Origin of the sequence: Staphylococcus sp. HMSC035D11 (assembly GCF_001836075.1) — a bacterium.
Taxonomy (GTDB): domain Bacteria; phylum Bacillota; class Bacilli; order Staphylococcales; family Staphylococcaceae; genus Staphylococcus; species Staphylococcus hominis.
This window is the reverse complement of record NZ_KV827224.1, coordinates 81963-105892: the sequence shown is the minus strand read 5'-3', so window position 1 is coordinate 105892 and position 23930 is coordinate 81963. Positions and strand designations below refer to the sequence as shown.

General features: G+C 31.0%; 21 protein-coding genes, 1 riboswitch and 2 other annotated features. Of the genes, 20 read left to right on the top strand and 1 reads right to left on the bottom strand.

Going from position 1 to position 23930, the window contains the following annotated elements:
* Positions 1-163: 163 nt before the first annotated feature.
* The 17 genes from thrS to HMPREF2647_RS01950 all read left to right on the top strand — a co-directional run bounded on the left by thrS (position 164) and on the right by HMPREF2647_RS01950 (position 18130).
* The gene (thrS, locus tag HMPREF2647_RS02030) at positions 164-2101 is read left to right on the top strand and encodes a threonine--tRNA ligase (protein WP_049419698.1); all 1938 of its coding nucleotides are present in this window, start codon (positions 164-166) and stop codon (positions 2099-2101) included.
* A gap of 48 nt (positions 2102-2149) precedes the next feature.
* Positions 2150-2325, top strand: a riboswitch (Lysine riboswitch).
* Positions 2326-2477: 152 nt separating this feature from the next.
* Positions 2478-3971: an amino acid permease gene (locus HMPREF2647_RS02025; RefSeq protein ID WP_002448996.1), complete on the top strand. Its 1494-nt coding sequence runs from the start codon at positions 2478-2480 to the stop codon at positions 3969-3971.
* A gap of 62 nt (positions 3972-4033) precedes the next feature.
* Positions 4034-4161, top strand: a sequence feature (ribosomal protein L20 leader region).
* A 23-nt stretch (positions 4162-4184) separates the two neighbouring features.
* On the top strand, positions 4185-4712 hold the full coding sequence (gene infC / locus HMPREF2647_RS02020; protein ID WP_029376817.1) for a translation initiation factor IF-3: 528 nt from the start codon (positions 4185-4187) through the stop codon (positions 4710-4712).
* A gap of 27 nt (positions 4713-4739) precedes the next feature.
* Complete coding sequence (gene rpmI, locus HMPREF2647_RS02015) at positions 4740-4940, top strand: 50S ribosomal protein L35 (RefSeq protein ID WP_002448990.1); 201 nt, start codon at positions 4740-4742, stop codon at positions 4938-4940.
* 53 nt (positions 4941-4993) lie between these two features.
* On the top strand, positions 4994-5350 hold the full coding sequence (gene rplT, locus HMPREF2647_RS02010; protein ID WP_002448983.1) for a 50S ribosomal protein L20: 357 nt from the start codon (positions 4994-4996) through the stop codon (positions 5348-5350).
* Between the two features lie 181 nt (positions 5351-5531).
* On the top strand, positions 5532-6143 hold the full coding sequence (locus tag HMPREF2647_RS02005; RefSeq protein WP_017176142.1) for an NUDIX domain-containing protein: 612 nt from the start codon (positions 5532-5534) through the stop codon (positions 6141-6143).
* 12 nt (positions 6144-6155) lie between these two features.
* Complete coding sequence (locus tag HMPREF2647_RS02000) at positions 6156-7073, top strand: hypothetical protein (RefSeq protein ID WP_049434659.1); 918 nt, start codon at positions 6156-6158, stop codon at positions 7071-7073.
* Between the two features lie 154 nt (positions 7074-7227).
* Positions 7228-8544, top strand: coding sequence for a trigger factor (gene tig / locus HMPREF2647_RS01995; protein WP_049434660.1), 1317 nt, complete (start codon positions 7228-7230; stop codon positions 8542-8544).
* Between the two features lie 156 nt (positions 8545-8700).
* The gene (gene clpX, locus HMPREF2647_RS01990) at positions 8701-9963 is read left to right on the top strand and encodes an ATP-dependent Clp protease ATP-binding subunit ClpX (RefSeq protein WP_002448985.1); all 1263 of its coding nucleotides are present in this window, start codon (positions 8701-8703) and stop codon (positions 9961-9963) included.
* Positions 9964-10114: 151 nt separating this feature from the next.
* Positions 10115-10705, top strand: a complete 591-nt coding sequence (gene yihA / locus HMPREF2647_RS01985) for a ribosome biogenesis GTP-binding protein YihA/YsxC (RefSeq protein ID WP_002448982.1) — start codon at positions 10115-10117, stop codon at positions 10703-10705.
* A 136-nt stretch (positions 10706-10841) separates the two neighbouring features.
* Positions 10842-12179, top strand: coding sequence for a glutamyl-tRNA reductase (gene hemA, locus HMPREF2647_RS01980; RefSeq protein WP_070859445.1), 1338 nt, complete (start codon positions 10842-10844; stop codon positions 12177-12179).
* A gap of 21 nt (positions 12180-12200) precedes the next feature.
* Complete coding sequence (ccsA, locus tag HMPREF2647_RS01975) at positions 12201-13013, top strand: cytochrome c biogenesis protein CcsA (RefSeq protein ID WP_002448932.1); 813 nt, start codon at positions 12201-12203, stop codon at positions 13011-13013.
* Positions 13014-13041: 28 nt separating this feature from the next.
* Positions 13042-13974: a hydroxymethylbilane synthase gene (hemC, locus tag HMPREF2647_RS01970; protein WP_070859443.1), complete on the top strand. Its 933-nt coding sequence runs from the start codon at positions 13042-13044 to the stop codon at positions 13972-13974.
* A 31-nt stretch (positions 13975-14005) separates the two neighbouring features.
* Positions 14006-14677 carry a uroporphyrinogen-III synthase gene (locus HMPREF2647_RS01965; protein WP_002448958.1) on the top strand — a complete coding sequence of 224 codons (672 nt, stop codon included), beginning with the start codon at positions 14006-14008 and terminating at the stop codon, positions 14675-14677.
* Positions 14677-15651, top strand: coding sequence for a porphobilinogen synthase (gene hemB, locus HMPREF2647_RS01960; RefSeq protein WP_002448944.1), 975 nt, complete (start codon positions 14677-14679; stop codon positions 15649-15651). Before HMPREF2647_RS01965 ends, hemB begins: the two co-directional genes overlap by 1 nt.
* Before the next feature lie 21 nt (positions 15652-15672).
* On the top strand, positions 15673-16956 hold the full coding sequence (gene hemL / locus HMPREF2647_RS01955) for a glutamate-1-semialdehyde 2,1-aminomutase (protein ID WP_049414967.1): 1284 nt from the start codon (positions 15673-15675) through the stop codon (positions 16954-16956).
* Positions 16957-17059: 103 nt separating this feature from the next.
* Positions 17060-18130 (top strand): AbrB family transcriptional regulator, encoded by a 1071-nt coding sequence (locus HMPREF2647_RS01950; protein WP_002449008.1) that lies wholly within the window; start codon positions 17060-17062, stop codon positions 18128-18130.
* A gap of 48 nt (positions 18131-18178) precedes the next feature.
* Here HMPREF2647_RS01950 and HMPREF2647_RS01945 read toward each other — a convergent pair whose 3' ends face one another.
* Positions 18179-18736, bottom strand: coding sequence for a DNA-3-methyladenine glycosylase I (locus tag HMPREF2647_RS01945; RefSeq protein WP_002448956.1), 558 nt, complete (start codon positions 18734-18736; stop codon positions 18179-18181).
* A 58-nt stretch (positions 18737-18794) separates the two neighbouring features.
* Positions 18795-19021: a binding site (T-box leader), on the top strand.
* Between the two features lie 39 nt (positions 19022-19060).
* Between HMPREF2647_RS01945 and HMPREF2647_RS01940 the strand changes: the two genes are divergently transcribed.
* From HMPREF2647_RS01940 to HMPREF2647_RS10950, 3 genes are all read left to right on the top strand, one after another.
* Positions 19061-21691, top strand: coding sequence for a valine--tRNA ligase (locus HMPREF2647_RS01940; RefSeq protein ID WP_002449015.1), 2631 nt, complete (start codon positions 19061-19063; stop codon positions 21689-21691).
* An 11-nt stretch (positions 21692-21702) separates the two neighbouring features.
* Positions 21703-22971 (top strand): bifunctional folylpolyglutamate synthase/dihydrofolate synthase, encoded by a 1269-nt coding sequence (locus HMPREF2647_RS01935; protein ID WP_017176149.1) that lies wholly within the window; start codon positions 21703-21705, stop codon positions 22969-22971.
* 249 nt (positions 22972-23220) lie between these two features.
* Positions 23221-23910 (top strand): prepilin peptidase, encoded by a 690-nt coding sequence (locus HMPREF2647_RS10950; protein WP_049381996.1) that lies wholly within the window; start codon positions 23221-23223, stop codon positions 23908-23910.
* Positions 23911-23930 lie beyond the last annotated feature (20 nt).

Here is a 23930-nt window from a genome sequence, read left to right as displayed (position 1 = left end):
GCTGGTAATCAGTATCCGGCTCAAGACCGTTATCTTATGAAGAGATATCTAGAATACATCTAGGTAACTAGGGTGGTACCGCGACGAACTCGTCCCTTTTATAGGGAGGAGTTTTTTTATTTTCTTCAGCGATCATAGAATAAAATTTATGGAGGGTTTCGATATGGAACAAATTAATATTAAGTTTCCAGATGGCAATTCAAAATCATTTGACAAAGGAACTACTACAGAAGACATTGCACAATCAATTAGTCCTGGACTTCGAAAAAAAGCAGTAGCAGGAAAATTTAATAATCAACTCGTTGATTTAACTCGTCCACTTGAAGAAGATGGGGCAATTGAAATTGTTACACCTGGTAGTGATGAAGCTCTAGAGGTATTACGTCATTCAACTGCTCATTTAATGGCTCAAGCATTAAAACGAATTTATGGAGATGTTAAATTCGGCGTTGGTCCAGTGATTGAAGGTGGTTTTTACTACGACTTTGATATGGATGAAAAAGTATCATCAGATGACTTTGAAAAGATCGAAAAAACAATGAAACAAATTGTTAACGAAAATTATAAAATTGAACGTAAAGTGGTTACTCGTGAAGAAGCAAAAGATTTCTTTAAAGATGATCCATATAAATTAGAATTAATTGATGCAATTCCTGAAGATGAGAATGTAACATTATACAGCCAAGGTGAATTTACAGATTTATGCCGTGGTGTTCATGTACCATCAACTTCAAAAATTAAAGAATTTAAACTGCTTTCTACTGCAGGTGCATATTGGCGTGGAGATAGTGACAATAAAATGTTACAACGTATATATGGTACTGCTTTCTTTGATAAAAAAGATTTAAAAGCACATTTAGAAATGTTAGAGGAACGTCGTGAACGTGATCATCGTCGTATTGGTAAAGACTTAGAATTATTTACAAATAATCAACTTGTTGGTGCTGGTCTTCCACTATGGTTACCAAATGGTGCAACAATTCGCCGTGAAATTGAACGTTATATTGTAGATAAGGAAGTAAGCATGGGATATGATCATGTATATACTCCAGTTTTAGCTAATGTTGAACTTTATAAAACTTCAGGTCATTGGGATCACTATAGAGATGATATGTTCCCACCAATGAAATTAGATGAAACTGAAGAAATGGTATTACGTCCAATGAACTGTCCACATCATATGATGGTTTATAATAATAAACCACATTCTTATCGTGAATTACCAATTCGTATTGCTGAATTAGGTACTATGCATAGATATGAAGCAAGTGGTGCAGTATCAGGCTTACAACGTGTAAGAGGTATGACTTTAAATGATTCTCATATCTTTGTGCGTCCTGACCAAATTAAAGATGAATTCAAACGCGTTGTTCATATGATACAAGATGTCTATGAAGACTTTGGTTTTGAAGATTACACTTTCAGATTAAGTTACAGAGATCCTGAAGATAAAGAAAAATATATGGACGATGATGACATGTGGAATAAAGCTGAGTCTATGCTTAAAGAAGCAGTAGATGAAATGGGCTTACCATATGTTGAAGCCATTGGAGAAGCAGCATTCTATGGCCCTAAATTAGATGTTCAAGTTAAAACTGCAATGGGTAAAGAAGAAACCCTTTCAACTGCACAACTTGATTTCTTACTACCTGAACGATTTGATCTTTCTTATATTGGTAGTGATGGTGAAAATCACCGCCCTGTTGTTATTCATCGTGGCGTAGTTTCAACTATGGAACGTTTTGTAGCTTTCTTAACTGAAGAAACTAAAGGTGCTTTCCCAACATGGTTAGCTCCAAAACAAGTTGAGATTATTCCAGTAAATGTAGATTTACATTATGACTATGCGAGAAATTTACAAGATGAATTAAAATCTCAAGGTGTTCGTGTAGAAATTGATGATCGTAACGAAAAAATGGGCTATAAAATTCGAGAGGCACAAATGCAAAAAATTCCTTATCAAATTGTAGTAGGAGATAAAGAAGTTGAAAACAACGAAGTAAATGTTCGTAAGTATGGCTCACAAGATCAAGAAACAATAGAAAGAGATGAATTTATCTGGAACTTAGTAGATGAAATTCGTCTAAAAAAACGTAGATAGTCTTGATAAAATAATATTCTTAATGTATATTACAAAGTAGTTAAATAAAAATGAGTTAGAGGTTGCATCTTTAAAAAGTAATACTTCAGAAGTTGATATGGAACGTATGTTGAAAGTATGAAAGGTAAAGATGCCGAAACAAATGATAACCATACTTATGATTTGTTGGGACAGTTATCGAATAGAAACTGTACTGTCACAGTTTGTGATGTGCTACCGATATAGATTAAGTAATGGGTGCATATCTTAACGGTATGTACCTATTTTTTAATTTGTAATTTGATTTACATATCATTTATAAAAATTAAATATGTTAATTATCTTCACATAACAAATAAATACTTAGCTAACCTCTACATTAAGAAAGGGAGCTTATATGAGTAAAGTTGAAAATCAAGATAGTGGTATGAAGAGAGGGTTAAAAGATCGTCACATCTCCATGATTGCAATGGGAGGCTGTATTGGTACAGGCCTGTTTATGACCTCAGGTGGTGCTATTCACGATGCCGGTGCATTAGGTGCGCTTATTGCATATGCAATTATTGGAGCTATGGTATTCTTTTTAATGACTTCTTTAGGAGAAATGGCTACGTATTTACCTGTTTCGGGTTCATTTAGTACCTATGCAACACGATTTGTAGATCCATCATTAGGATTCGCATTAGGCTGGAACTATTGGTTTAACTGGGTAATTACTGTAGCGGCAGATGTAACTATTGCAGCGCAAGTCATTCAGTATTGGACACCTATGGCAGGGATACCAGCATGGGTATGGAGTTGTATCTTTATAGTTATTATTTTCGCATTAAACTCTTTATCTGTCAGAGTATATGGTGAAAGTGAATATTGGTTTGCACTTATAAAAGTGATTACAGTAATTATTTTTATAATTATTGGTATTTTAACTATATTAGGAATTATGGGTGGACATTTTGTAGGATTTGAGACATTTACTAAAGGTGATGGGCCAATCCTAGGTGGAAATCTTGGCGGTAGTTTACTTTCAATTCTAGGTGTATTCTTAGTTGCTGGTTTCTCCTTCCAAGGTACTGAATTAATAGGCATTACTGCTGGAGAATCTGAGAATCCAGAACGTGCTGTTCCAAAAGCAATTAAACAAGTTTTCTGGAGAATATTATTATTTTACATTTTAGCCATCTTTGTTATTGGTATGTTAATTCCTTACAATAGTAATGCATTAATGGGTGGAGATAACGATGTTGCAACATCTCCATTTACGCTTGTCTTTAAAAATGCAGGGTTAGCATTCGCTGCTTCATTTATGAATGCAGTTATTTTAACCTCAGTATTATCAGCTGGTAATTCAGGGATGTATGCATCAACACGTATGTTATATTCAATGAGTAAAGATAAATTAGCTTTCGCTTCATTTGGTAAAACGAATAAACATGGCGTGCCATATTTATCATTGATTGCTACTGGTGTACTTGTAGTCGTTATTTTCTTAGTACAAAAATTAAGCGGAAATGCTTATGAATATATTGTAGCTGCCAGTGGTATGACAGGGTTTATTGCTTGGGTAGGTATTGCAGTAAGTCATTATCGCTTTAGACGAGCATTTAATGTTCAGCATCATCGTAAATCAGAATTGAAATATAAAGCGAAATGGTTCCCATTCGGTCCAATATTTGCAGGTATATTGTGTGTGATTGTGATTGTTGGACAAGATGTAGATTTCATTAAAACAGGGCACTTTGATCTTAATCGATTTATTATTACGTATATGGGTATTCCAGTATTTTTAGTATTCTTTATTTATCATAAATTAAGATATAAAACTAAAAAAATACCTCTTGAAGAAGTTGATTTAAGCCAAGATGTCTCAATGAATGAAGTAAAACATCACTAATTTTAAAAAACAATTGACATGCTTAATAAAACTTGATATGATTAGTATCGTTGATTACGAAACGAACCAAGTAGAAACACCCGTTTCTCACCTGTAGCGACGCAAAAAGCTGTTGGCAGGTTAATCATGTCACACAATTATCGTGTATGAGTGAAGAGCGGGCAAATATTGTCCGCTCTTTTTGCTTGGGAAAATTTCGTAAAATTTTGGGAGGTGTCAACCATAGCAAAAGATCAAACGCAAGTTAACGAAAAAATTCGCGCAAAAGAATTACGTTTAATTGGCCAAAATGGTGACCAAATTGGTGTTAAATCTAAAAGAGAAGCTCTTGAGATGGCTGAAAGAGTTGAATTAGATTTAGTAGTTGTTGCACCAAATGCTAAACCACCTGTTGCAAGAATTATGGATTATGGTAAATATAAATTCGAACAACAGAAAAAAGAAAAAGAAATGAAGAAAAAACAAAAAGTTATCAATGTTAAAGAAATTCGTTTAAGTCCAACTATTGAGGAACACGATTTCCAAACTAAGTTGAAAAATGGACGTAAATTCTTAACTAAAGGTGACAAATGTAAAGTTTCTATTCGTTTCAGAGGTCGTGCAATTACACACAAAGAAATTGGTCAACGTGTTTTAGAAAAATTTGCAGACGAATGTAAAGATATTGCCACTGTTGAACAAAAACCTAAAATGGAAGGGCGCCAAATGTTTATTATGTTAGCGCCTATAAACGAAAAATAATTTACTTTTATTAGGAGGAAATGAATCATGCCAAAAATGAAAACTCACCGTGGAGCAGCTAAACGTGTTAAAAGAACTGGTTCAGGTCAATTAAAACGTTCTAGAGCTTTCACATCTCACTTATTTGCAAATAAAAATACTAAACAAAAACGTAAATTACGTAAAGCTAAACTAGTATCTAAAAGCGATATGAAACGCGTAAAACAATTATTAGCTTACAAAAAATAATTAATATTACTTTCGAACGATGATAAAGCGATATATTTAAGGAGGAATTTAACATGCCACGAGTTAAAGGTGGAACAGTAACAAGAGCACGTCGTAAAAAAACGATTAAATTAGCTAAAGGTTACTTCGGTTCAAAACATACATTATATAAAGTAGCAAAACAACAAGTGATGAAATCAGGTCAATACGCATTCCGTGACCGTCGTCAACGTAAACGTGATTTCCGTAAATTATGGATTACACGTATTAATGCAGCTGCACGTCAACATGACATCAGCTATTCTCGTTTAATGAACGGTTTGAAAAAGGCTGACATTAACATTAACCGTAAAATGCTTTCTGAAATTGCTATTTCAGACGATAAAGCTTTCGGTGAATTAGTATCAAAAGCTAAAGATGCTTTAAAATAATTCATATTTAAAAGCCAATAAGGTAACTATAAAACCTTATTGGCTTTTTTATTTACTTTTATTCATCAAATATTCTTTAATAGAATTATGATAAGTAAACGAACCAGTTAAATATCATTGTGATTTAAATCATTGGTTTGTTAAACTATTAAAAAATAATATTAATTTCAAGGAGTTAACTATGTCTAAATTTGATGAACAAATCATCGTCGTATCAAGAGAATTATTATTTGATAATGAAAAAAATGCATTTAATGGATTCTTATCGAAAAACGATGTTCAAGGTGAAGAAATATTTAATACGTTTAAAAACTATGAAGTAAAAAGACGTGGAGATATGGAAGAAGATCCATCTTATAAACAACTTATTTCATATTGTCTTTTAGAAAATGAAAATGATGAAATCTTAGTATATCAACGTTTAAGTGGTGGCGGAGAAGAACGCTTACACGGACAGTCTTCAGTGGGTGTTGGTGGACATATGAATAATGTTGTTGGTGCCGATTCAATTAATGAAGTTTTAAGAGTGAATGCACAAAGAGAACTTAATGAAGAAGTAGGATTATCTGAAGATAGATCTCAAAATATGGAATATATTGGTTTTATTAATGATGATACTAATGCAGTAGGTAAAGTTCATATAGGTGTTGTTTTCAAAATTAAGGTGAAATCTAGTGATGTAGAAGTTAGAGAAACTGACACTTTAAAAATTAATTGGGTATCACAAGATGAAATAAATGATTTAAATCATTTTGAATCATGGAGTGCGTTAATTTTAAAAGATTTAAAATAAAGGGGGCTCAATATGTCTGATATTATCCCTTTTCCTCAATCAAAGCAAAAATTATATCATAATATTTTAAATGCACAACAACAAAATAAATATAAAGAAATGTATCAATTGTTTGATATATATGAAGCCTCATTCGAGTTAGATAATCAATTATCTTTGATTAAATGTGACATGTTAAATGAATTAGGGTTATATTTAGAATTAAGAGAAGAAGCAATTATTTTCTTAAAAAAAGGTATACCTCATTACGACGAACTAATTATTTTCTATATTAAAGCATTAATAGGTTTAAATCAGAATTATGAAGCAGTTGAAGTCATTAATCAAATCATTAACGAAGTGAAAGAACATAAAACTAGAATGGCACTCTTTCCATTAAAAGAATATGCCCAATCTAAATTAGATGAAGACAAGAAACTTTCTAGTCAATTATTATCAGAATTTACTAGTTTAGATTTAAATCGTCAAACTAAATTAATGATTAAACTCATTGATAACGGACATTATGAATTCAGAAAGACGGTTGCTTTTTTATTGTCTAATCAAGTAGAATCTTATAATTTAAAAAGTCTCATGCTTGAGTATTTACGTTTTTCAAATTATGATAGTGAAATAAAAATTGAGAAGTATGGTTATGAAGTCAACATCCTCCCTACAACATTAAAAGGTTTAGAACACACAGATATGAAAACTACTGTTATTCCCCAAGTTCTCGATAGATTAGAAAATGGAGCTTTGAATATACAAAATGAAGCTCAGTATGTGATGAATAATCATTCAATAAAACTATATCCACTTGATATATTTTCACTTTTTAATGAAGAAGATTGGATAATAGCTTATGATGTTTATTTTAAGTCAATGATTGGTATAGAAGTAAGTGAAGCAAATCAAGAATTATTAACATTAATTTATCAGTTAGATAATTAAATGTGAGCAAATCATTTTAGTTTACTTAAATGATTCTGTAAAGTTGAATTACTATTTAAAATCCCCTATAAAACATTGTTTGTGTCCATATTAGACCTATGATATAATAGGGAAGTTGAAAAAATTAAAAATGTAAGCATGGAGGTATTTATACATGACAGCAACTTGGGAAAAAAAAGAAGGTAACGAAGGTTTATTAAAAGTTACTGTTCCAGCAGAAAAAGTAAATAAAGCATTAGATCAAGCATTTAAAAAAGTGGTTAAACAAATTAACGTGCCTGGTTTCCGTAAAGGTAAAGTGCCTCGTCCAATTTTCGAACAACGTTTTGGCGTTGAAGCATTATATCAAGATGCAGTAGATATTCTTTTACCTGAAGCTTATGGTGAAGCCATTGAAGAAACTAAAATCAATCCAGTCGCTCAACCTGAAATTAATGTAACTCAAATTGAAAAAGGTAGAGATTTCGAATTTGAAGCAACAGTGACTGTTGAACCTGAAGTTAAATTAGGAGATTATAAAGGTCTTGAAATTGAAAAACAAGATTCTGAATTAACTGATCAAGATTTACAAGATGAAATTGATCATAGTTTAGGTCATTTAGCTGATATGGTTGTTAAAGAAGATGGTGCAGTTGAAGAAGGAGACACTGTAAATATTGACTTTGATGGTTATGTAGATGGCGAACAATTTGAAGGTGGTCAAGCTGATGGTTATGATTTAGAAATCGGTTCAGGTTCATTTATTCCAGGATTTGAAGATCAATTAGTAGGCGTTAAAACTGGAGAAGAAAAAGATGTTGTTGTAACATTCCCAGAAGAATATCACGCTGAAGAATTAGCTGGTAAAGAAGCTACATTCAAAACTAAAGTAAATGAAATTAAATACAAAGAAGTACCCGAATTAACTGATGAAATTGCAAATGAATTAGATTCAGATGCTAATTCAGTAGATGAGTATAAAGAAAACTTACGCAAACGTTTATCAGAACAAAAAGCACAAGATGCTGAAAATGTGGAAAAAGAAGAAGCAATTAATAAAGTAACTGAAAATACAACAATTGATATTCCACAAGCTATGATTGACACTGAATTAGATCGTATGGTTCAAGAATTTGGTCAAAGAATCCAACAACAAGGTTTAGACTTACAAACTTACTTCCAAATTTCTGGTCAAGATGAATCTCAATTAAGAGAACAAATGAAAGATGATGCAGAGCAACGTGTTAAAACAAACTTAACATTATCAGCAATTGCAGATGAAGAAAATATCGAAGTCACAGATGAAGATATTGATAAAGAATTAGAAAAAATGAGCAGTCAATTTAATATCTCAGTAGAAGATATTAAACAAACTCTTGGTAATACTGATATCATTAAAAATGATGTACGTATTCAAAAAGTAATTAACTTATTAAGAGACAATGCTAAATATGTTGATTCAGCTAAAGAAGATAAAAAAGAAGACAAATAATAAACTTTTAAATTGATATAAAGTTTAAAAATAAGTAGCAGGTGCATCATTATATGTATCTGCTACTATATGTTTTAAGCATTTTAGTTGTTAACTATCAATTTGCATTGTAGAATGCTATCTAGTATAGTCGTTTAAGGATAGAGGTGTAAATGAATGTTTAAATTTAATGAAGATGAAGAAAATTTAAAATGTTCTTTCTGTGGTAAGGACCAAGATCAAGTTAAAAAATTAGTAGCAGGTAGTGGTGTATACATTTGTAATGAATGTATCGAACTATGTTCTGAAATTGTTGAAGAAGAATTAGCTCAAGCTACTTCAGAAGAATTTACTGAATTACCGACGCCTAAAGAAATTATGGACCATTTAAATGAATATGTTATTGGCCAAGAAAAAGCTAAAAAATCTTTAGCAGTGGCAGTTTACAATCATTACAAACGTATTCAACAATTGGGTCCAAATGAAGATGATGTTGAGTTACAAAAAAGTAATATCGCCTTAATTGGACCAACGGGTAGCGGTAAAACATTACTTGCACAAACACTTGCTAAAACATTGAATGTACCATTTGCTATTGCAGATGCAACAAGTTTAACTGAAGCAGGTTATGTTGGTGATGATGTTGAAAATATTTTATTACGTTTGATTCAAGCTGCTGATTTTGACATTGATAAAGCAGAAAAAGGAATTATTTATGTAGACGAAATTGATAAAATTGCTAGAAAATCTGAAAATACATCAATTACGCGTGATGTTTCTGGTGAAGGTGTACAACAAGCATTACTTAAAATCTTAGAAGGTACAACAGCAAGTGTACCACCTCAAGGTGGCCGTAAACATCCTAACCAAGAATTGATTCAAATTGACACAACTAATATTCTATTTATATTAGGTGGTGCGTTTGATGGTATTGATGAAGTCATTAAACGCCGTTTAGGTGAAAAAGTTATCGGTTTTGCTAGCAATGAAGCAGATAAGTATGATGAAGAAGCTTTATTAGCACAAATTCGTCCTGAAGATTTACAAGCATATGGTTTAATTCCAGAATTTATTGGACGTGTACCAATAGTTGCTAATTTAGAAACATTAGATGTTGAAGCGCTTAAAAATATTTTAACGCAACCTAAAAACGCGTTAGTTAAGCAATATACAAAAATGTTAGCTCTTGATAACGTTGAATTAGAATTTACTGAAGAAGCTTTGGCAGCAGTCAGTGAAAAAGCAATTGAACGAAAAACTGGAGCACGTGGATTACGATCAATTATAGAAGAATCTTTAATTGATATTATGTATGATGTACCTTCAACAAGTGATGTTGCTAAAGTTGTAGTAACTGCTCAAACAATTAATGAGGAAATCGAGCCTGAAATGTATGATTCAGAAGGTAATTTATTGAACGGTACTAAAACTTCAGCTTAATTATCAACCATATAATAAGGAAGTGGTGATAGAATTCATTTGAGTTCGAAACTGCTTCCTTATTTTTATACATATCATTTTTTTAAAATTTTAGATTTTTAAACATTTATATTATAATAAAGCAGCTATAATAATGAAGAGGTGTTTGAATATGAATATTAACCCAAATAATATAGAATTAATGATTAGTGCAGTGAAAGAAGAACAATATCCTGAAACCAATTTAACTGAAATCGCTTTAAGTGGACGTTCTAATGTGGGTAAGTCCTCTTTTATTAATAGTATGATTGGTAGAAAAAATATGGCTCGTACTTCACAACAGCCTGGAAAAACGCAAACTCTAAACTTCTATAATATTGATGAACAACTTATTTTTGTTGATGTTCCTGGATATGGATATGCAAAAGTAAGTAAATCACAGCGTGAAAAATTTGGGAAAATGATAGAAGAGTATTTAACTAAACGAGAAAATCTAGGTTTAGTCATTCAACTTGTAGATTTACGACATAATCCTACCGAAGATGATGTATTAATGTATAATTATTTAAAACATTTCGATCTGCCAACACTAGTCATTTGTACTAAGGAAGATAAAATTGCGAAAGGTAAAGTTCAAAAACATATAAAAAATATAAAACAAAAATTAGATTTAGATCCAAACGATACAATTATAAGTTACTCTTCTATTCAAAATTCTAAACAGCAATACATTTGGGATATTATTGCTAATTATATAAATTAAAAGAAATATCTTGTAATTAAGTGACGAAATTTTGACTTCACATTAGAATGTTTCTAATTTATTTGAGCATCAAACTTAAATTCATTCTAAAATGTGTTATACTAACGATATTGTTAGTATATGGAGGGCGTTATAAATGCATTTTATTGCTATTAGCATAAATCATCGTACTGCTGATGTAGCTTTAAGAGAGCAAGTTGCTTTTAGAGATGATGCCTTACGATTAGCCAATGAAGATTTATTCGAAACTAAAGCAATTTTAGAAAATGTAATATTATCGACATGTAATCGTACAGAAGTATATGCTGTAGTGGATCAAATTCATACAGGACGATATTATATTCAACGATTTTTAGCTCGTTCATTTGGATTTGAAGTAGATGATATTAAAGCAATGTCTGAAGTTAAAGTGGGGGACGAAGCAGTAGAACATCTATTGCGTGTAACTTCAGGTTTAGATTCAATTGTGTTAGGAGAAACACAAATTTTAGGCCAAATGCGTGATGCATTTTTCTTAGCGCAAGATTTAAAAACAACTGGAACTATCTTTAATCATCTATTTAAACAAGCAATTACTTTTGCTAAAAAAGCACATAATGAAACAGATATCGCAGATAATGCTGTAAGTGTTTCATATGCTGCTGTGGAATTATCAAAAAAAGTATTAGGTAAATTAAAAAATAAACATGCTGTTATTATTGGTGCAGGTGAAATGAGTGAATTGTCGTTATTAAATTTACTCGGCTCAGGCATTAATCATATTACAATTGTAAATCGAACAGAAAGTAAAGCTAGAATTTTAGCTGAAAAACATCAAGTTAGTTATGATAAGCTAGAATCTTTACCTAGTTTATTAACTTCAACTGATATTGTTATTAGTTCTACTAGTTCACCAGATTATATTATTACTAAAAGTATGATTAATCAGGCACTATCATATAGAAAATCTAAATTATTATTATTAGACATTGCAGTACCACGAGATATTGAACCATGTCATAATTTAAGTGATGACGTATTTAATTATGATGTAGATGATTTAAAAGGTTTAGTTGATGCTAATTTAAAAGAACGACAAATGGCGGCTGAAGCTATTTCTAATGAAATTCCTGCTGAAATTAAAGCACATAATGATTGGGTAAATATGTTGGGTGTAGTTCCTGTAATAAGAGCTTTACGTGAAAAAGCAATGACTATTCAAACTGAAACAATGGATAGTATCGATAGAAAATTACCGAATCTATCTGAACGAGAACGAACAGTCATTTCTAAACATACTAAAAGTATTATTAATCAAATGTTGAAAGATCCAATTAAACAGGCTAAGGAATTGAGTAACGATAAAAAAAGTAATGAAAAATTAGAGCTATTTCAAAATATATTTGATATTGAAGCCGAAGATCCTTATAAAGCAGTGAAAGAACGTAAAAAAGAAAAGGAACTTTCAGTACGACATATCTTTAGTTTTGAATAAGCATATTAAAATGGTGATAATATGCAAGAAACGCTATTTATTAGATTTCATGAAATTATATTAATTGTATATTTAATTAGCATTCTTTGTTATTTTATAGACTTTGTTCGGAAGAGTCATAAGATTAGAGTACTTGGAATTTATGCCTTAGGGATTGTTTGGTTTTTACAAACAATCTCTTTGTCTATGTATATTACTTCGCATAGTGATGTATTGTTTAATTCCATATTTGATGTTTTTTTCTTCTTGTCATGGATGATTATTTCTATTTCTTTAGTTTTAAATATTATTAAAGTTCTAAGTTTTTCTGTGTTTTTTTTGAATGTAATTGGATTTATCTTATTAACGATGAATACATTTAGACCTGAACACTATACAAACAGTATACAAAAAGTACAAGTTATAAATGAATTATTACTTGTACATGTAGGGCTTGCAGTATTGAGTTATGCTTTTTTTGCACTTGCATTTGTAAATGCATTGCTATATATCATTCAATATAAAAACCTTAAAGAAAAAAACTTTAATCAGAAATATTTTAGAATTGGCAGTGTAGCAACTCTTGAAAAAATTATATTTTTTTCAACTTTGGGCGGTTTAGTAATATTAATATTGAGTGTAATTTTAATTGCTCAATGGGGAATCTATGCGGTTGGTATAGCAATATTTAAAGATCCGAAGGTTATGTTGTCTGTCATTATTACGCTTCTTTATACAGTATATATCGTTATGTATTTAAAAAAGAAAATCATCTCAATTAATTTAATTTATTTTAATATTATGATATTTTGCCTATGTATGGTGAATTTATTCTTCACTACTCATTTTAATTAAAAGAAAACTTATGTAGGAGGCCTTGTTTATGCGTAAATTAGTTGTGGGTTCACGTAGAAGTAAACTTGCTTTAACACAAAGTAAACAATTCATTGATAAATTAAAAGCCATTGATCCATCTTTAGAAATCGAAATTAAAGAGATTGTCACAAAGGGAGATCGAATTGTGAATCAACAACTATCTAAGGTTGGAGGAAAAGGCCTATTTGTTAAAGAGATTCAAAATGAACTATTTAACAACGATATCGATATGGCAATACACTCATTAAAAGATGTTCCTAGTATTATTCCAGAAGGTTTAACATTAGGTTGTATTCCTGATAGAGAAATACCATTTGATGCCTATATTGCCAAAAATCACGTACCATTAGAAGAACTTCCTAAGAATAGTATAGTTGGTACAAGTTCATTAAGAAGAGGTGCACAAATATTATCTAAATATCCTCATCTAAAAATTAAATGGATTCGTGGTAATATTGATACACGTTTAAATAAATTAGAAACAGAAGATTATGATGCGATTATTTTAGCAGCAGCAGGACTCAAACGTATGGGTTGGTCTGATGACGTAGTAACAACTTATTTAGATAAAGACACATTACTACCTGCAATCGGTCAAGGTGCTCTTGGCATTGAGTGCCGTAGTAACGATATTGAACTTCTCGAGTTACTTCAAAAAGTTCACAATAATGAAGTTGCAAATTGTGTAACGGCCGAACGAACATTTTTAGCTTCAATGGATGGAAGTTGTCAAGTTCCAATTGGTGGATATGCGAATTATAACAATAACAATAAAATTGAGTTTACAGGCTTAATCATGACACCAGATGGTAAGGAACGTTATGAACATACTGAAGTAGGAACTGACCCTGTAAAATTAGGGAACAGAGTAAGTGAGATACTTAAAGAACAAGGTGCGTATGAAATTATAAGAAAATTAAACGAAGAAGCATCACATTAATACTAAATCTTAGTAGAGGTGTTACAGTTAGATGAAACCAGTGATAGTTATGACGCAAACGAGTAAAGTCCAGAGTGATATGGTAGAAGTCATTCATAAGCCATTTATTAAAATTCAATCACTTGAATTTGATACTCAACTCTTGCATGATAATTATGACTGGCTTATTTTTTCTTCAAAAAATGCCGTACATTTATTTTATAAATATTTAGAGTACGTGAATGTAAAACATATTGCAGTAGTAGGCGCTAAAACTGCGCAGTTATGTAAACAATTAGGTATAAATATAGATTTTATACCTAACGATTATTCTCAAGAAGGTTTATTAGAAGGATTAAATCTAGAAAAATCTTCTATTTTAATTCCGAGCAGTGCACAGGCAAGACCAAAATTACAACAAACTCTCGCTGAACATAATAATGTTGTGAAAATTGACTTGTATACACCTATAGCGGATAGAGAGAATATTATTGAAGTTATCAATCTAATTCAACATAATCAAGTTGAAGCATTAACATTTTCAAGTTCATCTGCAGTGCGTTATTATTTTAGTGAGGCATTTCCTAAGCATTTTAAAAATTACTATGCTATAGGTCAACAAACTGCAAATAGCATTAGAGCCTATGGTTATGAACCTTATATTGCAGATAAACAAACTTCTGAAGCATTAATAAACACATTTTTAGAAAGTAGGAATAAATAATGAAATTCGATAGACATAGAAGATTACGCTCTTCAGCTACAATGAGAAGTTTAGTAAGAGAAAATCATGTTAGAAAAGAAGATTTAATTTATCCAATTTTTGTAGTAGAAAAAGATAATGTTAGAAGCGAAATTAAATCGTTACCTGGTGTATATCAAATAAGTTTAAATCTATTAGATGATGAAATTAATGAAGCATATGATTTAGGTATTAGAGCGATTATGTTCTTTGGCGTACCTAATGAAAAAGATGATGTGGGTTCTGGTGCATACGATCATAATGGCATTGTTCAAGAGGCAACACGTAGAGCAAAAAAACTTCATAAAGATTTATTAATCGTTGCTGATACTTGTTTATGTGAATATACGGATCATGGTCATTGCGGTATCATTGATGATCATACGCATGATGTTGATAATGACAAATCTTTACCATTATTAGTTAAAACAGCAATTTCTCAAGTCGAAGCTGGCGCTGACATTATTGCTCCAAGTAATATGATGGATGGTTTTGTTACCGAAATTCGACAAGGTTTAGATGAAGCTGGTTATTATAATATTCCAATTATGAGCTATGGCATTAAATATGCTTCTAGTTTCTTTGGACCATTTAGAGATGCTGCAGATTCAGCTCCTTCATTTGGAGATAGAAAAACGTATCAAATGGATCCAGCTAATCGTTTAGAAGCACTAAGAGAATTAGAAAGTGACTTAAAAGAAGGCGCAGACATGATGATTGTCAAACCAGCTTTAAGTTATTTAGATATTGTTAGAGATGTAAAAAATAACACTAATATTCCTGTTATTGCTTATAATGTTAGTGGTGAATATGCTATGACTAAAGCAGCATCTCAAAATGGTTGGATAGATGAAGAACGTGTGGTTATGGAACAAATGGTATCAATGAAACGTGCGGGCGCAGATATGATTATTACTTATTTCGCGAAAGATATTTGTCGTTACTTAGATAAATAATGGTTAAGGAGGAACAAGTTAATGACTTATGAAAAATCACAAGAAGCAATGCGCATTGCTGAAACACTTATGCCTGGTGGTGTCAATAGCCCTGTAAGAGCATTTAAATCAGTAGATACACCAGCAATTTTTATGGATCATGGTGAAGGTTCGAAGATTTATGATATAGATGGCAATGAATACATTGATTATGTATTAAGTTGGGGACCATTAATTTTAGGTCATAAAAATAAACAAGTCATTAGTAAATTACATGATGCTGTAGATAAAGGCACTAGTTTTGGTGCTTCAACACTAGAAGAAAATAAATTAGCTGAACTTGTTATTGAAAGAGTGCCTTCAATTGAAAAAGTAAGAATGGTTTCTTCAGGTACTGAAGCTACTTTAGCGGCATTAAGACTGGCTAGAGGTTACACTGGTAGAAATAAAATTGTTAAGTTTGAAGGATGCTATCACGGACATAGCGATTCATTGCTTATCAAAGCAGGTTCAGGTGTAGCAACTTTAGGTCTTCCAGATTCACCAGGAGTACCTGAAGGCACAGCTAAAAACACAATTACAGTACCTTATAATGATTTAGATGCGATTAAAGTAGCATTTGAAAATTATGGAGATGATATTGCTGGTGTGATAGTAGAACCAGTTGCAGGAAATATGGGTGTTGTACCCCCTAAAAAAGGTTTCTTAGAAGGATTAAGGGAAGTCACTAAAGAATATGGTTCTTTACTTATCTTTGATGAAGTCATGACAGGTTTCCGTGTAGGGTATAACTGTGCTCAAGGTTATTTTGGTGTGACACCAGATATCACATGCCTAGGAAAAGTGATTGGCGGTGGCTTACCTGTAGGTGCTTTTGGAGGCAAAAAAGAAATTATGGATAAAATTGCTCCAGTAGGTAATATTTATCAAGCGGGAACTCTATCTGGTAATCCTTTAGCAATGACAAGTGGTTATGAAACACTAAGTCAATTAACGCCTGAATCATATGAGCATTTCCAAAAATTAGGTGATATATTAGAAAAAGGACTTAAAGAAGTATTTGCTAAACACAATGTTCCTATTACAGTAAATAGAGCTGGTTCTATGATTGGTTATTTCTTAAATAAAGGACCTGTAACCAACTTTGAAGAAGCGAATCAAAGTGATTTAGAGCTATTTAGTAATATGTATAGAGAAATGGCTAAAGAAGGTATATTTTTACCACCTTCCCAGTTTGAAGGAACATTCTTATCTACCGCACATACCAAAGAAGATATTGAAAAAACGATTCATGCTTTTGATAATGCATTAAGTAGAATTGTTTAATATTTAAAAGTTAATATAATAAAAGTGGAACAAAGATGAGATAATATCATCGTTCCACTTTTTTTAATTTAAATGCTTTTAATCTAGAAAGAAGTGATGATTTTTGAGGCGAATTTGGCTAAATAATATTATATTATTAATAATAGCGATAATCATGAGTTTAATATTAAAATTATCTCATATGCTTTTACCCTTTATGTTTGGGCCCATTATAGCCTCAATTATTGTGGTTAAAGTACTAAAACTAAATATTAAATGGCCTTTTTGGATTAGTCAGATTGGCTTAATATTACTTGGAGTACAAATAGGATCTACGTTTACGTCACAAGTCATTAACGATATCAAAAATGAGTGGTTAACCATTGTGACGGTGACTGTTTTACTCATCACGTTATCATTATTGATTGCTTATTTTTTCAAAAAAATTGCAAGAGTTAATACTGAAACTGCTATCTTGAGTGTAATACCTGGCGCTTTAAGTCAAATGTTAATTATGGCTGAAGAAGATAAAAAAGCGAATATCTTAGTAGTAAGTTTAACCCAAACTTCTAGGGTTATTTTTGTAGTCGTACTTGTACCACTTATTTCTTTTTTATTTAGCAATTCATCATCAAGTGAAGAGATGATTCATAAAGCTACACCATTAACAAGAGCTTTAAATGTGCCCCAAATTGCTTTAATTATGATTGCTATAGCTTTTGTTTATTTCTTAATGTCAAAAATAAATTTTCCAACAAAACAATTACTCGCTCCAATTGTCGTTTTAATTGTTTGGAATTTATCAACTCATCTGACTTTTACTTTAGATAATTATATTCTTGCTTTTGCACAAGTGATTTATATGATTAGAATTGGTTTACAAATTGCACATTTATTAGGTGATTTAAAAGGTCGCATTGCTATAGCAATTATGTATCAAAATATAAGTTTAATTTTAGGATCATTTTTGATGGTCTTTATTGTTCATTTGTTTACTCATAATTCATTAAACGAATTATTTTTAGGTGGAGCTCCTGGAGGTATGAGTCAAATTGTACTAGTTGCCATAGCTACTGGTGCAGATGTTGCTAAGATATCAAGTTTTCATATCTTTAGGATATTTTTTATATTATTTTTAGTAGCACCAATAATTAATTACTTTTTAAAACGAAAAAAAAGTGATAATCAATCATAAGGAGTAGAACTACGAATTCAAAATAATCTGTTCTACTCCTTTTAATATTTAATGATTAGGTTTTGAAGGACATCCTTCTAAGTGAGCATCATATAGACCAGCCGCTTCCATAAACGAGAATACAGTCACAGGTCCTAAAAATTTAAAACCATAAGCTTTTAAATCTTTTGAAAGTTGTTTTGCTCTTTCATCAACTGTAATACGTTCTGAGGGAGTTTTATAGTGCAAGTCAATAGGATGTCCATCAACATATGACCATAAAAACTTACTGAAGCTACCATATTCTTTTTCAATTTGTAAATAACCCTTAGCTTGAGATACTATGGCTTCTAATTTCTTTCTATTATGTACGATATTTGGAAAGGTCATTAAAGCATTAATATCTTTCTCTGTCATTTTAGAAATTTTTATAGGATCAAATTGATGAAATGCTTTTTCATAAGCCTCTTTCTTTTTTAATATAGTTAACCAAGATAAACCAGCATGTTGAGATTCAAGTGCAAGTAATTTGAAAAGTGAAAGACTATTAAAATCTGGTTGTCCCCATACTTTATTATGATAATCTAAATAAATAGGGTCTGTAGTTCCAAAGGCACATGCGTTCATAAATATTCCTCCAAAAGATTGACTTATCATTGTTTTCTATTATACTATTAATTAGTAATTAAATATATTTTTTGGGAAGAGTACGTTTGATACTTATCAAAGAGAGCATATGGACGGTGTAAATATGTATAATGATCAAACTGAAGGTAGCCCACAAGTTCTTTTATTGAATACACATATAATAGTAGATAGAAGCGTGTATGAGCGTTAATCATAAATAAGTGCAAGAAGATATGGAGGTATCGTCTTGAATTTAGGTGGTACCACGGAGCATCCGTCCTATATATTAGGAAGGATGCTTTTTTATTTTAGGAGGTTATTTCAATGAAAATGGAATCAAAGTATAATCCTCGTGAAGTTGAAGCGGGGCGTTATGAAGAATGGGTAAAAAATGAATACTTTAAACCTCTAGAAGATGAATCTAGAGAAGCATATACAATTGTTATTCCGCCGCCGAATGTGACTGGTAAATTACATTTAGGACATGCTTGGGATACAACATTACAAGATATTATTACTCGAATGAAACGTATGCAAGGATACGATACGCTTTATTTACCTGGTATGGATCATGCGGGTATTGCAACACAAGCTAAAGTAGATGCTAAATTAAAAGAACAAGGTATTTCTCGTCATGATATAGGACGTGAAAAATTTTTAGAACATGCTTGGTCTTGGAAAGAAGAATATGCATCTTTTATTCGTAAACAATGGGCTAAATTAGGCTTAGGTCTTGATTATAGTAGAGAACGTTTTACTCTTGATGACGGCTTAAGTAAAGCGGTTAGAAAAGTATTTGTTGATTTATATAATAAAGGAATTATTTATCGTGGAGAGCGAATTATAAATTGGGATCCAGTCGCACGTACAGCATTGTCAGATATAGAAGTGATTCATGAAGATGTGCAAGGTCATTTTTATCATTTTAAATATCCTTATGCTGATGGTAATGGATATATTGAAATTGCCACAACTCGTCCTGAAACAATGCTAGGGGATACTGCTATAGTCGTTAATCCAAATGATGAACGTTATAAAGATGTTATAGGAAAAAAAGTGATTTTACCAATTATAGGTAGAGAATTACCAATTTTAGCAGATGAGTATGTTGATATTGAATTTGGTAGTGGGGCTATGAAAGTTACACCTGCACATGATCCTAATGACTTTGAAATTGGTCAGAGACATCATTTAGAAAACATTATCGTAATGGATGAAAATGGAAAAATGAATGACAATGCATCTCAGTATGCTGGTTTAGACCGTTTCGAATGTCGTAAAAAATTAGTAGAAGATTTAAAAGCTCAAGATTTAGTGATTAAAATTGAAGAACATATGCATTCTGTAGGTCATTCAGAACGTTCTGGTGCAGTAGTAGAACCTTATTTATCTACACAATGGTTTGTAAAAATGAAACCACTTGCGCAACAAGCACTAGATAATCAAAAAACAGATAATCGAATTGATTTTTATCCACCACGTTTTGAAAATACATTTAATCGTTGGATGGAAGAAATTAGAGATTGGACTATTTCTAGACAATTATGGTGGGGTCACCAAATTCCAGCTTGGTATCATAATGAAACAGGTGAAGTATATGTTGGAGAAGAAGCACCTGCTGATATCGAAAATTGGACTCAAGATGAAGATGTGTTAGATACATGGTTCTCAAGTGCGTTATGGCCATTCTCAACTTTAGGTTGGCCTAATGAAGAAGCAAAAGATTATCAACGTTACTATCCAACGAATGTTCTTGTAACCGGTTATGATATTATCTTCTTCTGGGTAGCAAGAATGATTTTCCAAGGATTAGAATTTACTGGTAAACGACCATTTAATGATGTACTTCTTCATGGTTTAGTAAGAGCTGAAGATGGTCGTAAAATGAGTAAATCACTTGGTAATGGTGTAGATCCAATGGATGTCATCGAAAAATACGGAGCAGATAGTTTACGCTACTTCTTAGCAACTGGTTCTTCTCCAGGTAATGACTTACGTTATTCTACCGAAAAAGTTGAATCTGTATGGAACTTTATTAATAAAATTTGGAATGGTGCTCGCTTTAGCTTGATGAATATTGGAGAAGACTTTAAAGTGGAAGACATTGATTTATCTGGTAATTTATCTTTAGCGGATAAATGGATTTTAACACGACTAAATGAAACAATAGAGACCGTTACTAATCTGAGTGAAAAATATGAATTTGGTGAAGTTGGACGTGCTTTATATAACTTTATTTGGGATGAATTCTGTGATTGGTATATTGAAATGAGTAAAATACCAATGAATGGTGAAGATGAAGCTCAAAAACAAACAACACGTTCTGTTCTAAGTTATACACTTGATCAAATAATGAGAATGCTACATCCATTTATGCCATTTGTAACTGAAAAAATTTGGCAAAGTTTACCGCATGAAGGAGAAACAATTGTAAAAGCAGCATGGCCGACAGTTAAAGAAGAGTTTGTGTTTGATGAAAGTAAACAGACAATGGAACAATTAGTTGAAATTATTAAATCTGTGAGACAATCACGCGTAGAAGTAAACACACCACTTTCTAAATCAATCCCTATTCTCATTCAAGCTAAAAATGAAGAAATTAAAACAATCTTAGAAAAAAATGCGGATTATATTCATAGATTTTGTAATCCAAGTGAATTAACCATCGATACAAATGTAGATATTCCTGAAAAAGCGATGACAGCGGTAGTAGTTGCTGGTAAAGTCATTTTACCGTTAGAAGGACTTATTGATATGGATAAAGAAATTGAACGTTTAGAGAAAGAGTTAGACAAACTTCAAAAAGAATTAGACCGTGTTGATAAAAAATTATCAAATGAGAATTTTGTTAATAAAGCACCTGAAAAAATTATAAATGAAGAGCGCGAAAAACAACAAAAATATCAAGAAAAATATAATGGTGTTAAAAACAGAATTGAACAATTAAAAGCATAGGAGAATTGTCAATGAATTACCTAGATAGCTTATATTGGATACATGAGCGCACTAAGTTTGGTATTAAACCTGGTGTTAAAAGAATGGAATGGATGCTTAACCACTTAAATAATCCTCAATTAAATATTCGCGGTATTCATGTGGGTGGAACAAATGGTAAAGGTTCTACAGTAGCTTATTTAAGAGCTGCATTAGTTGAGAATGGATATGAAGTTGGAACATTTACTTCTCCTTTTATTGAAACGTTTAATGAACGAATTAGTTTAAATGGTTATCCGATCTCAAATGACGAAATAGTTGAATTAGTAAAACGAGTTAAACCAGTAAGTGAAGCGTTAGAACAAGAAACCGAACTCGGTTCTGCAACAGAATTTGAAATTATAACAACAATGATGTTTTTATATTTTGGAGAGATACATCCTGTAGATTTTGTTATTGTAGAAGCGGGACTAGGAATTAAAAATGATTCAACTAATGTGTTTACTCCTATTCTTTCAATTTTGACAAGTATAGGATTAGATCATACTGATATTTTAGGAAGTACGTATTTAGATATCGCAAAAGATAAAGGTGCTATCATAAAACCTAATGTACCCGTCATCTATGCAGTCAAAAATGAGGAAGCTTTAAAATACATTAGAGATTTAGCGGAAAATCAGAATGCAAAGCCAATTGAACTAGATAGAGAAATCATTATTGTATCTGAAGATGATGAATTTACTTATAGATATAAAGATTATGAGTTAGAAACAATCATCTTAGATATGATAGGTGATCATCAAAAAGAAAATGCTTCATTAGCTATTACAGCTTTAATAGAGTTGAACGAAGAAAATATTATTGAATTAGATTTTAATAAAATGATTGATGCTATTGAAAGTGTTTGTTGGACAGGACGTATTGAGCAAGTTAAAGAAAAACCTCTTATTATTATTGACGGAGCACATAATAATGAAAGTGTTGAAGCATTAGTTTCAACAATCAAAAATTATTATGATCTTGAGAAAATGGATGTTTTATTTTCAGCCATTAAAGGTAAACCTGTAAACGAAATGTTAAGTAAATTACAAAATTTAGCTGGTACATTTTATTTTACTGAATTTGATTTTCATAAAGCCTTATCTAAACAAGAATTACTTGAGAGTATAGATGCTGATAACATCGAATATATTGATGATTATGTAGATTTTATAAATCATTATGATGGTGAGGGCTTATTGATTACAGGCAGTTTATATTTTATAAGTGAAGTAAAATCGAAAGTTGAATTTAATTCATAATATATAGTATGTTAAATATCTAAATATAGCTATGAAGAAAGTTACAAATTAAACTTCTTCATAGCTTTTTTATTAGTTATATAATTGATAGATTAAGAGTGGACTGATTATTTTTAATAAAGGTTTTATTCATTTTATTGAATTTAAAATGCTTTAAAGAAGATATATTTATTTATTGAAATGAATTTAATCTAATCCTCGTTATTCCATTTACTTAGACCATATTTTAGTTATAATGAATGATATGAGGTGATCAGTATAATAGTATTATTAGCATTTACGTGTAGTGTAATATTTAGTTTTTTATATCAATTTTCAAGTATAGAGAAAGTGAATCTTCAATATTTCAAGCGACGATCACAATGTGATTATTGTCATACATCATTAAAGTGGTTTGATACTATACCATTATTAAGTTTCATATTCTTAAAAGGACGCTCGAGATGCTGTTCAAATCCTTTAAAACGCTCCTATATTATAGGTGAAATATTATCGTTTCTTATTGTCCCATATTTAATATTTATCGATATACATATAAATTATTCTCTCTTTATATTAACTTGTTTAATGTTGATAACGATGTCTCTAACCGATATTCAAACATTAACAATCAACAGTAACTTAATCCTCGTTTTTTTCTTTGTCGGTATCTATATTTCTTCATTACATTTGATTTCATTTATATTTATTTTCTTTCTATTACATACATTTTTTCTGTTAAATTCTAAAAGTATAGGGTACGGTGATATTTTATTACTTAGTATACTTTCTATATTTTATACTTATGAATTTATGCTTCATCTAATATTATTAACTTGTGCAATTGGTCTTATGTTTTATATCATCTTGTTTCGTTTTAAGATACGTAAAATCCCACTTATTCCTTTTATTTCAATCTCATATATTTTATTAATTAATTTTTCCAACAATATTATGTAACTAATAAAGAAAAGGTGATG